12 protein-coding genes are annotated in these 16,185 nt (G+C 67.0%); all 12 read right to left on the bottom strand.

Annotation, left to right across the window (positions count from 1 at the left end; genetic code table 11):
- Window positions 1-15: 15 nt before the first annotated feature.
- Entirely contained in the window at window positions 16-1,377 is a 1,362-nt protein-coding gene (locus LGN19_RS11965) for a TldD/PmbA family protein (protein WP_226214816.1), read from the bottom strand.
- Window positions 1,377-2,837 (bottom strand): TldD/PmbA family protein, encoded by a 1,461-nt coding sequence (locus LGN19_RS11960; protein ID WP_226214815.1) that lies wholly within the window; start codon window positions 2,835-2,837, stop codon window positions 1,377-1,379. The genes LGN19_RS11965 and LGN19_RS11960 overlap by 1 nt, the downstream gene beginning before the upstream one ends.
- Window positions 2,830-4,473: an ABC transporter ATP-binding protein gene (locus LGN19_RS11955; RefSeq protein WP_226214814.1), complete on the bottom strand. Its 1,644-nt coding sequence runs from the start codon at window positions 4,471-4,473 to the stop codon at window positions 2,830-2,832. Before LGN19_RS11955 ends, LGN19_RS11960 begins: the two co-directional genes overlap by 8 nt.
- Window positions 4,473-5,585 carry an ABC transporter permease gene (locus tag LGN19_RS11950; RefSeq protein WP_226214812.1) on the bottom strand — a complete coding sequence of 371 codons (1,113 nt, stop codon included), beginning with the start codon at window positions 5,583-5,585 and terminating at the stop codon, window positions 4,473-4,475. The genes LGN19_RS11955 and LGN19_RS11950 overlap by 1 nt, the downstream gene beginning before the upstream one ends.
- Window positions 5,539-6,591, bottom strand: a complete 1,053-nt coding sequence (locus LGN19_RS11945; RefSeq protein ID WP_122945461.1) for a microcin C ABC transporter permease YejB — start codon at window positions 6,589-6,591, stop codon at window positions 5,539-5,541. The genes LGN19_RS11950 and LGN19_RS11945 overlap by 47 nt, the downstream gene beginning before the upstream one ends.
- 13 nt (window positions 6,592-6,604) lie before the next feature.
- Window positions 6,605-8,527 (bottom strand): extracellular solute-binding protein, encoded by a 1,923-nt coding sequence (locus LGN19_RS11940; RefSeq protein ID WP_226214811.1) that lies wholly within the window; start codon window positions 8,525-8,527, stop codon window positions 6,605-6,607.
- Between the two features lie 239 nt (window positions 8,528-8,766).
- Entirely contained in the window at window positions 8,767-11,574 is a 2,808-nt protein-coding gene (locus LGN19_RS11935) for a TonB-dependent receptor (RefSeq protein WP_226214810.1), read from the bottom strand.
- Between the two features lie 346 nt (window positions 11,575-11,920).
- On the bottom strand, window positions 11,921-12,496 hold the full coding sequence (locus LGN19_RS11930; RefSeq protein ID WP_043182976.1) for a helix-turn-helix domain-containing protein: 576 nt from the start codon (window positions 12,494-12,496) through the stop codon (window positions 11,921-11,923).
- A gap of 302 nt (window positions 12,497-12,798) precedes the next feature.
- On the bottom strand, window positions 12,799-13,989 hold the full coding sequence (locus LGN19_RS11925; protein ID WP_226214809.1) for a tetratricopeptide repeat protein: 1,191 nt from the start codon (window positions 13,987-13,989) through the stop codon (window positions 12,799-12,801).
- 16 nt (window positions 13,990-14,005) lie between these two features.
- Window positions 14,006-14,437 (bottom strand): ExbD/TolR family protein, encoded by a 432-nt coding sequence (locus LGN19_RS11920; protein WP_048022780.1) that lies wholly within the window; start codon window positions 14,435-14,437, stop codon window positions 14,006-14,008.
- 373 nt (window positions 14,438-14,810) lie between these two features.
- A complete protein-coding gene (locus LGN19_RS11915) occupies window positions 14,811-15,233 on the bottom strand; it encodes an ExbD/TolR family protein (protein ID WP_122945466.1) in 423 nt (140 codons plus the stop codon).
- Between the two features lie 20 nt (window positions 15,234-15,253).
- On the bottom strand, window positions 15,254-16,168 hold the full coding sequence (locus tag LGN19_RS11910) for a MotA/TolQ/ExbB proton channel family protein (RefSeq protein WP_174959398.1): 915 nt from the start codon (window positions 16,166-16,168) through the stop codon (window positions 15,254-15,256).
- Window positions 16,169-16,185: the final 17 nt, after the last annotated feature.

Genomic DNA, 16,185 nt, shown 5'->3' with positions numbered 1-16,185 from the left:
GTGTCGGCGAACGCGCTACAGCGTGAGCTCGAACGAACGCGCGAGCAACCCCGGCAGCTGCGCGCCTCCGGTGGCGCGCTCGCCGTACGTGTCGTCGTTCGCAAGCAGCGCCGGTGCCGCGCCGAGCTGCTCGAGCTCCGACCCGAACAGCCGGTAGAAGCTGTCGTCGAACCGCATCGCGTCGACCGGCGCGACGATGCGCCCGCCTTCGACCCAGAACGTCGCGAACCGCGTCATCCCCGTCATCCGGCACGCGATCGGGTCCGAGAAGTTCAGGTACCAGAGGTTGCCGACGTAGAGCCCCGTGTCGAGTGCGGCCAGCACGTCGGCATCCGCGAGCGTGCCGCCCGCGATGGTCAGCGACTGCGGCGATTCGCCGTTGCCCGCGCCGTTCGGCGTGCACCCTTGCTCGCGCGCGGTACGTGCGCATACGAGCTGCCCCGCGCCCCGCCCTTCGACGACGAGCGGCACGCTGTCGCGCCGGTAGCCGTCCGCGTTGAACGCCGGCGCGATGCCCAGCGAGAAATCCTCGGTGATCGATACGCGCGGATCGAGCGCGACCTCACCCGCGTACAGACGATGCAGCGGGCTGCGGGCGCTCGCCAGCGCACGCGCCGAAAAACCGCTCCAGCCGAGCAGGCTCGTCATCTCGTGGACGGCGTCCGGCGCGAAATACGCGCGGTAGCGCCCGGGCGCCAGCGCCTTCGGCGTGCGGCCGAGCACGGGCAGCCGTGCAGCGGCCGCGTCGACCTTGGCCGCGAACGCCGCATCGCGCCAGTCGTCGCCCGCATAGACGGTCTTGATCGCGCGGCCGCTCGGGTCGTACAGCGACCAGCTGAAGTTGAAATTCTCGACCTCGTACCAGCCGCGGCTGCCGGTCGACGACGCGAAGCCGCGCGCCAGCGTGCCGCCCGCGTAAAAGCCGACGAAGTCGAGCCCGTGCGCGCATTCGGCCACGATTCGCGCGAGCCCGTCCGCATCCGGCAGGCGCCCGGTGCGGCGCGTTTCCTGCACCCACGACGAGGTATCGAACAGCAGGTGCGGATCGTCCTGCGCATCGCGCAGGCAGTCGCGCAGCACGGCAACCGCGTCCGCCAGTTCGCGCAGGTCGGCCGCGGGATCGCCGCAGACGGTCAGCGCCGAGTGCGCCTGCCGCGCCCCGTCGACGAGCCGCACGGACAACCGCCCCTGCGTGACGCGCCCGGTCTGGCGGATCCTGCCGCCATTGAAGCGGACGAAGTCGGACGTTTCACCGGAGAAGCCGAGCAGGACGGTTTCGGTCGGCGCCGTCAGCCGTTGCGCGTCGTCGGCGAGGCGGGTGAAATACGCGTGCCAGTCGATTCCGGCCTGGCGTGCCATCGGATCGAATCCCGTCATCACGCGCCTCCGAATACGTCGACGCCGGCGAACACGCAGGCCGGCGCGGCGTGGCCGACACGGATGATCTGTGCGGGTTCGCCCTTCCCGCAGTACGGCGTGCCGTAGATACCGAACGTGCTCGCATCGCCGACCGCGCGCAGGCTGCGCCAGAACTGGGCGGAGATGCCGCGGTAGTTCGGGCGCTTGACGACCTGCGTGAGCCGGCCGTTCTCGATCAGTTGCCCGAATTCGCAGCCGAACTGGAATTTGTTGCGGTGGTCGTCGATCGACCAGGACGTGTTGGTGCGCATCAGGATCCCGTGCTCGGTGCCCGCGATCAGCGCATCGAGCGACTGGTCGCCGGGTTCGACGTTCAGGTTCGCCATCCGGTCGATCGGCGCGCGGTTCCAGCTCGACGCGCGCGAGTTGGCCACGCCCGGCAGGCCCGCGCGCTGCTGCGACAGCGCCCCGCCGAGCAGCCGTTCGAGCACGCCGTTGCGAATCAGGTACTGCTTGCGCGCCGGCGTGCCGTCGTCGTCGAACGCGTAGGACGCGGCTTCGGCCGTCGGCTCCGGATCGAACGTGACGTTCAGCAGCGGCGAGCCATACTGATAGTGGCCGACCATCTCCGGCTTGACGAAGCTCGATCCGGCGAAGTTGCGCTCGTCGCCGAGAATCCGGTCGAGTTCGAGCGGATGGCCGATCGACTCGTGGATCTGCAGCATCATCTGGTCCGGCATCAGCAGCAGGTCGCGCGGGCCGGTCGGGCAGTTCGGCGCGGCGAGCAACTGCAGCGCCTCGTCGGCAACACGAACGCCGGCGCCGTCGAAGCCGTAGCGTGCCAGCACGTCGACGCCGCCCTGCGCCAGCGTGCCCGATTGACCGAGTGAGCGCGTCTGCGTGTCGCCATCGCCGTGCGCGACGGCCTGCAGTTCGGGCATCAGGAAGCGGAAGCGCTGGTCGATCCGCACCCCGTCGCTCGTCACATAACACTGCTCGGTGTGCACGATCATCACGCTCGCCGCGCGCTCGACGATGCGCGCGCCGAGGTTCGCCGCCGCGCATTCGTGCGCGAGACGCTCGATCCATTCCGCGCGCGAAGGCAGTGCCGCATCGACATCGGGCGACGCATACGTGCCGCTCGCCTGCGGGCGCGCGGCGTGACGATGATCAACCAGCGCCCACGGCGCACTGGCTCGCGCCCGCGCGGTCGCGATGTCGAGCGCCGCCTGCAGCCCGGCCGGGGACAGGTCGGGCGTCGCCGCATAGCCCGCGCCGGTGCCGGCCCAGGCCGTCAGCATCGCACCGCGCTCGCGCGTGCGAGAAAACGGTTGCGCGACGTCGTTGCGCACCGCATGTTCGTCGATCGTCTCGTCGACGATACGCAGCGACCAGAAATCGGCGTCGCTGCGTATCGCACGTGCGGCCTGCGCCGCTTGCACGGCTCGGGCGCCCGGCGCCCGGTTCTCGTCAATCATCGGTTCTCTCTTGCCTCTCATGCGGGCCGCGCTCCGGCGCCAGCATGGACGACGCGAGCAGCGCTCGCGTATACGGATGGGACGGCGCGTGCAGCACGTCGAGCGTCTCGCCCGCCTCGACCACGCGCCCCGCCTTCATCACGATGACCCGGTGGGCCATCGCGCGCATCACCGCCAGATCGTGCGTGATGAACAGGTAGCTGAGTTTGTACTTCTTTTGCAGATTCGTCAGCAGATTCAGCACCTGCTTCTGGATCGATACGTCGAGCGCGCTCGTCGGCTCGTCGAGCACCAACAGTTCCGGCTCCACCGCCAGCGCCCGCGCGATCGCGATCCGCTGCCGCTGCCCGCCGGAAAATTCGTGCGGATAGCGCAGCATCGCCTCGGGCAGCAAGCCGACCTCCTGTAGCAACGCAGCGATCCGCGCCCGCCGCGCGTCGCCGCTCACCTGCGGCCGGTGCACGCCCAGCCCCTCGCCGACGATCTGCTCGACCGTCATGCGCGGCGATAGCGAACCGAACGGATCCTGGAACACCACCTGCATGCGCCCGTACAGCGTGCGGCGGCCCTGGGTCGTGCGCAGCGACGCGAGCGGCATCCCGTCGATCTCGATCGCGCCCGACGCCGGCCGCTGCAGGCCGAGCACCGCCGACGCGAGCGTCGACTTCCCCGAGCCCGACTCGCCGACGATCCCGAGCGTTTCGCCGCGCTTCAGGGTCAGCTGCACGTCGTGCACGGCGCGGAACGTCGTCTTGCCGAGCACCGAGCGCCAGCCCTTTGCCGCGATGCGGTAGTCGACGGCGAGGTGCTGCACGTCGAGGATCGTCTGCGCGCCGGCGGCGACCGGCTCGATCGCCCGTTGCGGCGCACTGTCGAGCAGCCGGCGCGTATACGGATGCTGCGGCGCCGCGAACAGCGCGGCGGTCGTGTTGGTTTCCACCAGCACGCCCTTCTCCATCACCGCCACGCGCTGCGCGAAGCGCCGCACGAGGTTCAGGTCGTGCGTGATCAGCAGCACGGCCATCCCGCGCGCGGCGGCCTCCTGCTCCTGCAGCTCGATCAGCAGGTCGACGATCTGCTGGCGCACCGTCACGTCGAGCGCGGTGGTCGGCTCGTCGGCCAGCAGCAGGCGCGGCCGGCACGCCAGCGCCATTGCGATCATCGCGCGTTGCCGCTGCCCGCCCGACAGCTGGTGCGGAAAACTGTCAATGCGGCGCTCCGGCTCCGGAATCCCGGTGCGCCGCAGCAGCGCGATCCCGCGCTCGCGCGCGTCGCCCGGGCGCAGCCCCTCGTGCAGCCGCAGGCTCTCGGCGATCTGCTTGCCGATCGTATACAGCGGATTGAGCGCCGTCATCGGCTCCTGGAACACCATTGCGATATCGGCGCCACGGATCCCGCGCATCTGCTGCTCGGTTTTCGCGAGCAGATCCTCGCCGTCGAACAGCATCCGCCCCGACAGCGTCGCCTGCTGCGCGAGCCGCAGGATCGACAGTGCGGTCACGCTCTTGCCCGACCCCGACTCGCCGACGAGCGCCACCCGCTCGCCGCGGCCGATCGACAGGCTCAGGTCCTGTACGGCCACGTTCGCGCCGAAATGCGCGGAAAACCCGTCGATCTGCAGCAACGGTCTCGTCATCACCGCCCTCCGCCGAATGCCGAACCGCGCGTGCGCGTGTCGAGCGCGTTGCGCAGCGCATCGCCCATGAACGTGAGCAGCAGCAGCGTCACCACCAGCGCCGCGAACGCCGCGATCGAGATCCACCACGCATCCAGGTTGTTCTTGCCCTCCTGCAGCAGCTCGCCGAGGCTCGGCGTCGGCGGCGGCACGCCGAGGCCCAGGAAGTCGAGGCTCGTCAGCGACAGGATCGCCGCGCTCATCCGGAACGGCAGGAACGTGATCACCGGCGTGAGGCTGTTCGGCAGCACATGGCGCCACATGATCTGGGCGTTCGTCAGCCCCATCGTGCGCGCCGCTTTCACATAGTCGAGCCCGCGGTTGCGCAGGAATTCGGCGCGTACGTAGTCGGACAGCACGAGCCAGCCGAACATCGACAGCAGGATGAACAGCAGCCACAGCGACGGCGTGAAGATCGACGCGAAGATGATCAGCAGGTACAGGTCAGGCAGCGCGCTCCAGATCTCGATCAGCCGCTGCCCGACCAAGTCGGTACGGCCGCCGTAGAAGCCTTGCAGCGCGCCCGTCAGCACACCGACCAGCACGCCCGACACGGTCAGCGCGAACGCCATCAGCACCGACAGCCGGAACCCGTACAGCAGCCGCGCGAGCACGTCGCGCCCGAACTGGTCGGTGCCCAGCCAGTTGCTCGACGACGGCGGCGCCGGATACGGCCGCGACGCGAAATAGTCGATCGTGTCGTAGCGATAGCGGTTCGGCGGATAGATCGCGAAATTGCCATGCGACTCGATCTTCGTGCGGATATACGGGTCGAGATAGTTCGTCATCGCAGGAAAGTCGCCGCCGAACGCAGTCTCCGGATAGTCCTTCATGATCGGGAAGTAATAGTGCCCGTCGTAGCGCACGATCAGCGGCCGGTCGTTCGACAGCAGGTCCGCACCCAGGCTGAGCGCGAACAGCACCGTGAAGATCACGAGGCTCCAGTAGCCGAGCGGCTGCGCGCGAAAGCGCAGCCACGTGCGCCGCCACGGTGACGGCGACGCCGCGCACGCGGCGCATGCCTGGTCAGTGGTCCAGGCGGTTGAACTGGATACGGGGGTCGACGAGGACATAGCAGATATCCGCGATAAGTTTGGTCAGCAGGCCGATCAGCGTGAACAGGAACAGCGAGCCGAGCACGACCGGATAGTCGCGGCGGATCACCGAGTCGTACGACAGTTGCCCCATGCCGTCGAGCGAGAACAGCGTCTCGATCAGCAGGTTGCCGTTCAGGAACGCACCGACGAACGCGGCCGGCAGCCCGGTGAGCAACGGGATCGCCGCATTGCGCAGCACGTGCTTCCACAGCACGTCGCGCTCCGGCGCGCCCTTCGCACGCGCGGTCAGCACGTACTGCCGGCCGATTTCCTCGAGGAACGTGTTCTTGGTCAGGATCGTGACGATCGCGAAGTTGCCGATGACCGACGCCGTCACCGGCATCACGACGTGCCACAGATAGTCGAGCGTCTTGCCGATCAGCGTCAGGTCGTCGAAGTTGTCGGACGTGAGCCCGCGCATCGGGAACACCTGCCAGAACGTGCCGCCGCCGAACAGCATCAGCAGCAGCACGCCGAGCACGAAACCCGGCACCGCGTAGCCGGCCAGCACCAGCACGCTCGTCACGGTGTCGAACCGCGACCCGTTGCGCACCGCCTTCGCGATGCCGAGCGGCACCGACACCAGGTAGGTGAGGATCACCGTCCACATCCCGAGCGTGATCGACACCGGCAGCTTCGAGCGGATCACTGCCCACACGCTGCGATGCGCGAAGTAGGACTGGCCGAGGTCGAACGTCGCATAGCTTTTCAGCATCAGCATGTAGCGTTCGAGCGGCGGCTTGTCGAAGCCGAACTGCTTGCGGATCTGCTCGATCTGCTGCGGGTCGACGCCCTGGCTGCCGTGGTAGCCGCCGCCTCCACCGCCCGCCTCCCCGCCGCGTGCGCTGCCGTGGCGCAACTGCGCGAGCACCTGTTCGACCGGGCCGCCCGGCACGAACTGCGTGACCGCAAACGTGATCGTCACCACCCCGATCAGCGTCGGGATCATCAGCAACAAACGCCTGAGTATGTATGCCAGCATCGTCGTTCCCCCGTCAGGCGGCAGGTGCGGATTTCGCCGCCGGTTGCTTCACGTACCAGTAGTCGATGATCCAGTCCTCGTATTGATAGGAATCCGGCACGATCGCCGGGTGGCCAAGCGTCGCCTTGTATGCGATCCGTGCATTCGGCAGGTAGTACTGCGGGATCAGTGCGTACAGGTTGATCAGCACGCGGTCGAGCGCGTGCGTGGCCGTCTCGAGATCGTCGAGCGTGTCGGCCGCGAGCGCCGCGCGGATCAGCGCATCGACCGCCTTCGACTTCACGCCCGGATAGTTCTCGGAGCCCGGTTGCGACGCGGCCGCGCTGCCGAAGCGGCGCGTCAGCTCCGCCCCCGGGATCGTCACCGGCAGGTAGATGTACGTCGTCATGTCGTACTCGAAATTGTCGAGGCGCTTCAGGTAGACCGCGCTGTCGATCTCGCGCAGGTACGCGTGGATGCCGAGCATCGCGAGTGCCTGCGTGTACGGCAGGATCAGGCGGTCCATGCCGGGCTGGTCGTCGATGATCTCGATCGTCATCGGCGTGTCGTTCGCGTCGCGCAGCGCGCCGTCGCGGTAATGCCAGCCGGCCTGCGCGAGCAGGTCACGCGCTTCCTTCAGGTTCGCGCGCAGCGAGTCGGGCGGCAGCGTCGACGGCTGCTGGACCATCGGGCCGAACACCTCGGGCGGCAGCGACGAACGGAACGGTTCGAGCAGCGCAAGCTCCTTCTCGCTCGGTATGCCGGATGCCGCGAACGGGCTCGCCTCCCAGAAGCTGTTGGTACGGCGATACTGCCCGTAGAACATCATCCGGCTCATCCAGTCGAAGTCGAACGCCAGCGCGAGCGCATGCCGCACCCGCACGTCCTGGAACATCGGCTTGCGCATGTTGATCAGGAAACCCTGCATCTGTGCGGGGCCGTCGGGAAACTCGCCGCGCTTCAGCATGCCGTTGCGGAAATTCTTGCCGACGTACTTGCGCGCCCACTGCGTCGCGCTGTATTCCATGCGCGCATCGATGTCGCCGGCCTTGAACGCCTCGAGCGCCGTGTACTGGTCCAGGTACAGCTTGAACGACACATGCGCGAAGCGGAACATGCCGCGTCGCGACGGCAGGTTCGCCGCCCAGTAGTGCGGGTCGCGCACGTAGCTGATCTGCTTGTCGTTCTTGCGCTGGTCGATCAGGTACGGGCCGCTCGCGATCGGCGGCACGTTCGCGATCTGGTCGAACGGCGGGCGCGTGCCGTCCGCGCGCTGCCCCCACTTCGGCGAGAACACCGGCAGGTCGCCCGCGATCAGCGCGGCGTCGCGCTCCGCATGCTTGAACTCGAAGCGCACCGTGTGGCCGTCGACGACCACCGCACGCTTGACGATCGAAAACTGTGCGTTGTACAGCGGCGAGGCCTGCGGGCTCGTCAGCGTGTCGAACGAATATTTGACGTCGGCCGCGGTGATCGGGTCGCCGTTCGAGAAGCGCGCGGCCGGGTTGATGTGGAACGTCGCCGACAGCCCGTCGGGCGCGACGTCGACGTCGTCGGCGATCAGCGCGTATTCGGACGCGAGCTCGTCCCAGCTGCGCTGCATCAGCGTGTCGAACATCAGGTTCTTGATGTCCGGTGCGGGCGCGCCGCGCACGAGGAACGGGTTCAGCGAGTCGTAGCTCTGCGCTTCGTCGTAGTTTTCGAACTGGAGCGTGCCGCTGTCCGGCGCATCCGCATTCGCGTAGTCGAAATGCGTGAAGCCCGGCGGATACTTCGGATGATCGTATTGCGAGATCGCCTGCACCGCGAGCGCAGCCTGCGGCATGAGGCCGCCCGAGACGAGCCACGCGGCGCACACGAGCAGCGCGGCGCGCGTGGCGGCGCGCATCCGCATAGGCGTGCGCTTCAGGTGCGCGTGGCGCGGTACGCGTGCCCGTCGCCATTTCAACAGTCTCATGGTCAGTCTGCCCGGAAGCGTGCGGGCGTAATGCCTGCGCGCGGTCGATGCCTGTGCCGGACGCCGCATGCCGGCTGCGTCCCGCGGATGGTTCGTGCTGGTCACGATCGGATAAGCTGCGTCGCCGCGCGTCCCGATTGAGGGCCGTCGTGGCGCCAGGCGAAAAAAGGCCGCTCCGAAAAGGGGGTAGTGGACGTGGAGCGGCCGGTCTAAAGCCTGTCAGTGCATCGCGATCGCCATCAGAACTTGTACGTCGCGCCGATCTGCGCGAACCGGCCGATGTACGAATACACCGACGTGTCGTACCCGCTCTGGTCCAGCGTGCCGTTCGCGAAGATCGGGTCGTACGGCGGCGTGCGGTTGAAGAGGTTGTTGATGCCGCCGTAGATCGTCCAGTTCTTGAAGCCCGTGTACGACATCATCAGGTTGAACTGGCTGTACGAACCGACCTTCGACGGCGCGGGCGCCGGCGTGAGGTTCTGCGCGTACGGGCCCGTGAACTGCCACGTCAGCGCCGCATCGAACTTCCGGTAGTTCCAGTCCAGCGTCGTGTTGCCGCGCCAGCGCGGGAAGCTGCCGCCGAACGGCTGCGTGATCGTGAAGTTGTTGCCCGCGCCGTTGACCGGCGTACCGCCCGGGAAGCCGATCTTGTAGCTGTTGATGTACGCCCAGTCGCCCGACAGCGTGACCGTGCCCCAGCCCTTGAGCGGCAGGCCCTGGCGGAACGTGCCTTCGAAGCCGTTGGTATCGAGGTAGCCGAGGTTCTGGTACGGGATCACCTTGTACAGCAGCTGGCCCGTCGTCGGGTCGGTCGCGATCTGCGACGGTGCGCCCTGGCCGATCACGTTGTCGATGCGGATCTTGTACCAGTCGAAGCCGAGATCCGTGTAGCGGCTCGGCGACACCTGGAAGCCGATGTTGAAGTTGCGCGTGCGTTCCGGCGCGAGGTTCGGGTTGCCGACGGTGATCGACGTATAGTTCTGGCCGGTGGCCGGATCGACCTGGATGCCGAGCGTCTGCGACTTGCTGTCCTCGACGAAGGTCGGCGCGCGGAAGCCGCGGTTGTACGACGTATACAGCGTGAGCGCCTTGATCGGCTGGTAGCGCAACGCAAAGCGCGGCGAGAAGGCGCCGCCCACGTCCGTGTAGTGATCGTAGCGGCCCGCCTGGCTGAACGTCAGGTTCTCGAGGATCGGCACGTTGATCTGGTAATAGACGGCCGCGACGTTGCGCTGGCCATCCACCGTCTCGAGGTCCGGCGTGACGACGGCCCCGCTCAGGTATTCGGCGCCCGGCGTCAGCGTTTCGCTCTGGTGCGTGAACTGCGCGCCGAAACCGATGCCGACGTCGCCTGTCGGCAGATGAAACAGGTTCGGCGTCGATATCGTCGCGTCGATCGTGTCGAGCTTCGAGATGCCGAGGTTGTTCGCATTCTGATAGAGCCCGTTGAACGCGTTCGGCGTCGCCGCCGGATTCGCGAAGTTCAGCGTCCCGTTCTGGTAGATGTTGTTCAGCGCGTTGACGTTCAACTGGTTCGTGAACACGTTCGACACCGTGCTCTGCGAGTGACTGACGGACGTCGCCCAGTCCCAGTCGCCGTACGGCAGCGTAAACGACCCCTTGATACCCGCGGCCGCACGCCAGTAGTTGGCCCAGGTCTTCTGCGCGACCGTGTTCGGAAACGCATAGGTAAGCGGCGTGGCCGCGCCCGTCGTGTTGTACGGGTTGCTGACCGGTACCGTGAAGTTGAACGGCGACAGCAGCTTCGTCTGCGGATTCCAGACGAGCGCCGGGTTCTGCGAGTTGCCGATCACGTTGTTCCACAGGCCGTCGTTGGTCGTGGTCGTGTTGTAGCTCTCGAGGAAATCCGCGAACGCGGTTGTCTTGTCGTCGATCTTGAAGTCCCCGTGGAGCTTCGCATTCAGGCGCTCGGTCATCGGCAGGATCGACGTGCTTTCGGCCGTGTTGTATGCGCAGACCGTGCCCGGCGAACCGGCCGACAACGAATTCGACACGGCCGGCCGGACCGAGCCGCCAAACGGGCAGCCCCCGCTCAGCGCCTGCGCGACGCCGCCGGGCATGTTCCAGTACGACGGCGCGAGCAGCGAGAAGCCGCCCGGCTTGCCCGTGAAGTCCTGGTTGCGCGTCGAATCGCGGTCGGCCAGCGTGAAGCCGTTCGACTTGTAGTAGCTGAGCGCGGCCGTCACGTTGAAGCGGTCGGCGTTCAGGTCGCCAAAGCCGCCGAGTACGCCGAACTTCACCGTGCCGTCGCCGTTACCGGCGTTGATCGCGCTGCCGAGGCTGCCGTCGAGCTGCAGGCCGCGGAAATCGTGTTTCGTGATGATGTTGACGACCCCGCCGATCGCGTCCGAACCGTACTGCGACACGGCGCCCGTCTTCACGATTTCGATCCGCTCGATATCGTTGAGCGGAATCGTGTTGAGGTCGAAGAACGAGTCGACGCTGTTCGAGAAGAATGCGTACGGTGCGACGCGCTGGCCGTCGACCATCACGAGCGTGTACTTCTCTGACAGGCCGCGCAGCGCGATGCCGGCCGCACCGGCCGCGAAGTTGCCCGATTGCCCTTCGCCCCAGCTGTTCGCCGAGTTGGCCGCCGCATCGCGCAGGAAGTCGGTGACGGTCACCGCTCCGCTGGCCTGGATTTCCTTCGGCGTGATCGTCTGCACCTGCTGAAAACCGGTCTTGTCGGCCTGCCGGATCAGCGAACCTGTCACTTCGAACCGCTTGATCTGCGCGACCTTGCCCTGCCCGTTCGCAGCGGGTGCGGCGGGCGTCGCCTCGGCTGCCGCGCCGGCCGACGCATCAGGTGCCGCGGGCGCTGCGGTGCCCGTGGCAGACGCGGCACCCGGCGTACCGCCCGCCTGTGCAACGGTCACGGGCGCGCCGTTCGCGACCGCATCCGCGATCGCGACGGCGCCCGGCGCCGGCTGGCTCTGGGCGAACGCCGGCGGCGCCAGTGCGGCCGTCAACGCCAGTTCCGCCCAGACTATCCTCTTGATGGCCAACGCCAAAACTCTCTGCTTCATCTTGTTCCCTCTCGCTCGTAGTAAGACCCCACCTGCTGCGCGCCGGAACCTTGTGAATTCCTTGCGCGTCCTGGGTGCCCGTGTGCCGGAACCCGCGATTGCCACGCTTTCGACTGCCACGACTCGAACGGATCGGCCTCGGGTCACCCGCACCATCCAGCATCACCGTCGTTTTCTATTTTGATTCGTCATACTAAACACCTACATTGAGCGCATTGCCTGCTTCCGCCCGATTCGACGAGCAACGGGTTCCGTACAAGGCGAGCCGGTGCGCACGCCTTGATGCCCCTCCGCTGCCGATCGGGTACTTCTCCTTCGAGGCGGCCCGCCGCGCCGGCCGCCTTCGCTAGAACAGCCTGGGCGTGCCGACCCAGACGATCACCGCCTCTTCGTCGGCCGTGTTGCGCCACGCATGCGGCATCGTCGATTCGTAATGCGCGGTATCGCCCTCGTTCAGCGTGAACGTGCAATCCTCGAGCGTCAGTGCCACCTGCCCGCGCAACACGTAGACGAACTCCTCGCCCGCGTGCGTCGTCATCTCGGACGACAATTGCCCCGCCGGCATCCGGACGAGAATCGCGTCGAGCTTGCGGCCGTCCACCAGGTTCGTCAGCCTGGCAAACAGGCTGGCCGAGTTCGTGAACTGGAAATACTGCAGCGCGTTGCCACGGCAGACCGAGCGCGCTTCCGTCGGCGTGTCGATGAAGTACTGCATCGTCACGCCCAGCGCCTTCGCGATCCGGACCAGCGACGTGATCGACGGCGTCGCCCGGCCGCGCTCGACCTGCGACAGGAACGGCTTCGAAATGCCCGCGATCGTGGACGTTTCGTCGAGCGTGAGTTTCAGGCGCTGGCGCAGCGCCCGGATCTTGTTGCCTAGCGACACGGCGACGAGCACCGACTCATCAGGGGGCAAAACCATGGAAAGACGGACCCTCGCAGTCGAAATCGGTTTGATGTCGTCAGGACGCGACCCATGCCGTGACGCAACCGGCCCGGCGCGATACCCGGCAGCACGCTTCCGTGGCCTGCATGCCACGCGCGGCGCGGCATGGCACCCGCATCGCGCGGCCATGCAGCCCTCGTACATTTCGTTCGGTTTACTAATCAACAAGGCTGCCCCTTTCCGTCGGATGACCTGCCCGTCGTGCATCGATGCTGTCGCGGCGGCACACCGCTTGTCGACCGCGCCCGCGTTGCGCGCCGTCGTGCCCTTCCGTTGCGTTACCGGGATGCCACCACCGTCCAGAGCCGCGCCAGGTCACCGGAACCGTCGGCCCCCTTGACCGTGCGCAGCACCTGGACCGCGCGCGCCTTCTGGCCGGCCACGTAGTACGCCTCGCCGAGCCGCAGTCGCGCCGCATCGGGATGCTCGATCCCGCCTTTCGCGATCGCCTGCTCCATCATCAGCAGCCCCTGTTGCGCATGGCCGGCAAAGACGAGGTTCATGCCTGCGTCGATCGGTGCCGCGGGCGTCGCGGCGTCCCCGCCCGATTGCGCGCGTTTCGCGGCAAGCGTCTGCAGCCGCTTCTCGCGGTCCGCTTGCGCATCCTTGCCGAGTACGCCGGACGAGAACCCCTGGTCGATCACCTGCTTGCCTTCGACGGGCGACCCCGCGACCAGCGCGAGCTGCGTCATCTCCATGTACGCGTTTGCTGACGCGAGCGAGCCCGTCGCCCGGCGCAACCGGTAGATGTCGAGGTCGAGCGACGGCAGGTAGCCTGGGTTGCCGCGAATGGCCGTGACCATTTCGTCCCAGTACGCGGGGCTCGGGTGGTAGGCCACCAACAGCCCGAGTGCGCCGCGGTACGCGTTGCCGTCCTTCACTTTCTGCGCGCAGGTCGCCAGCATCTGCAACTGCCCTTCATCCGGTGCGTGTCCGCCATTCGCCTGCGCGTCCGTGCTCGCTTTCAACTGGCTCACGAGCGGTGCGCAATCGTTTGACAGGTAGTACGACTGCGTGAGCAGCGTGCGCATTTCCGGATCCGATCCGCCTGCCTTCAGGTAGCGCTGTGCAATCCGGATCGCGAGCGGGTAGTTCTTCTGCTGGAAATAGATGCCGGCCAGCGCCGCCGTGGTCCGCTGCTCGTCCTCGCCCGACAGCCGCCCCGAGTTCAGCACGCTCTCGTACGCCTGCGCGGCCGTGCCCGAGTCGCCGGCCGCCATCGCGGCCGCGCCGCGCATCTCTTCCACCATGTAGGTCTCGTACGGCGTCCGGTTCGGCACGGCGGCCGCCTGCGCGATCTTGCCCAGCGCGTCGCGATACTTGTGCGCCCGGTACAGCTCCTGTGCGGCCGCCAACGGTTTCGCCACGTCCGGCCGCAGCGCGTCCGCCGGCAACGCCGGGCGTCCGAGCATGCCTGCCGCGCCGAGCGCCGTCACCGCCATCATCCGTTTCCATCGTCGCTGGTTCATCGGCTCGTCCGTGTCGTCATTGCATGAACTGTTCGTTACCGATCAGGCCGATCTTGGTCGCGCCCACGCGTTGCGCGGACGCGAGCACGGCGGCCACATCCTTGTACGGCACCAGCTTGTTGGGGCGCAGATGGATCTCCGCCTGCACGGGCTCCGCCGCCACCTGGGTCAGTTTCGCCTCGAGCGCCGTGCGGTCCGGCACCGGCGCGCCGTTCCATGTCGTCGTGCCGTCGAAGTCGATGTCGATCTGCACGATTTCCGGCGGCGTGGCCGGCGGCGGCGGATTACCCACCGGCAGATCCATCTTCACCGAATGCATCTGAATCGGGATCGTGATGATCAGCATGATCAGCAACACCAGCATCACGTCGATCAGCGGCGTGGTGTTGATATCGACCATCACTTCCGGTTCGGCGTTGCTTCCGCCCGAAGGCACATTCATTCCCATCGTCGACTCCTGTCGATCCACGTTAGCGCTTTAGCGCTTACGTGGATCCCATGCTTCGCGGTCGACCAGCGTTAGCGCTTTAGCGCTTACGCTGGTCCCATGCTTCGCGGTCGATCCACGTTAGTGCTTTAGCGCTTACGCGGATCCCATGCTTCGCGGTCGATTCACGTTAGTGCTTTAGCGCTTACGCGGATCCCATGCTTCGCGGTCGATCCGCGTTAGCCCTTTAGCGCTTACGCCGACCCCATGCTTCGCGATCGCCCCGCGTCAGCGCTTCAGCACTTACGCGGATCCCAACGTTCACGGTCGACCGGCGTAATCGCTTCAACACTTGCCGCCAGCCCCCCTGTTCCACCACGATTCCGGCGTGCGACTACCCACTTCGCGCAGGCGGCTCCGTAATGAACGACAGTTTCGCAATCCCCGCGCGCTCGCACATCGTGACCACCCGGCCGATGAACTCGTAGCGCGTGTTCTGGTCGCCGCGCACGTGGACACTGGGCTGCGGCTGCTGCTGCGACACGTCCTTCAGCTTCGCAAGCAGCGTCTGCGCGTCCACCAGCTGCTCGCCCCAGAAGAAATCGCCGTCGCGGTTCACCGCGATCTCGATGCTCTTCGGTGTCGTCTGCAGCGGCTGCACCGTCTCCTTCGGCAACTGAAGCTGGATCGTGTGCGTCACGACCGGAATCGTGATCAGGAAGATGATCAGCAACACCAGCATCACGTCGACGAGCGGCGTCGTGTTGATGTTGGCGATCACCTCGTCGCTATCGTCCTGCCCGACGTTCATGGCCATCGCGCGTCTCCGTCAGCCGATCAGTTCGCAAGCGACGCGGCTGCCGGCGACGCCGCCGCACGCACCGGGCGCCGATTGCCGGCCAGCAGCACCGTGTGCAGTTGCGCGCCGAAGTTGCGGACTCGCTCCATCACCGACTTGTTGCGTCGGACCAGGAAGTTGTAGCCGAGCACCGCCGGCACCGCGACGGCGAGGCCGATCGCGGTCATGATGAGCGCCTCGCCCACCGGGCCCGCGACCTTGTCGATCGACGCCTGGCCGGCAATGCCGATGGCCGTCAGCGCGTGATAAATCCCCCAGACCGTGCCGAACAGCCCGACGAACGGCGCGGTGGAGCCTACCGTGGCGAGGAACGCGAGCCCGTCCTGCATCCGGTTCGACACGTTCGTGATCGAGCGCTCGACCGAGACGTCGATCCACGTGTTGCGGTCCACCGCTTCCAGCAGCGCGTCTTCATGGTGCTCGCCGGCCTCGATCGCCGTTTCGGCGATGAACCGGAACGGCGACGCCTCGTCGAGCAGCCTGGCGCCCTCGGCCAGCGACGGCGCGGACCAGAGCTGCGCGTCCGCCAGCTTCGCGCGGCGATTCGCGCGCAACTGTTCCACGAACTTCGTGATCATGATGTACCAGCTTCCCATCGACATGATCACCAGCAGGATCAGCACGAAACGGGCGACGAAGTCGCCGTTCTTCCATAGCGCGCCGAGCCCGTACGGATTCTCGACCGCTTCCGTCGTGGCCGGTGCAGGCGGCGGAGCCGGCTCGGCTGCGGCCGGAGCCGGGGCCGGTGCGGCCGACGGCGCCGCGGCCTGCGCCGACGTGCCGGCCGCGCCGCTTGCCTGCGCGTGGGCGAGCTGCGGCGCAACGAACCCGTCGATTGCGGCGACGGACATCAGGATGCTTGCCGCCAGCGCGGCCAGTGAACGCTTCGTCATACCCCACTCCAGTTATT

Source organism: Burkholderia sp. AU30198 (assembly GCF_020419825.1).
Taxonomy (GTDB): Bacteria; Pseudomonadota; Gammaproteobacteria; order Burkholderiales; family Burkholderiaceae; genus Burkholderia.
The sequence above is the reverse complement of the archived record's forward strand: the minus strand, read 5'-3'. Positions and strand labels throughout refer to the sequence as shown.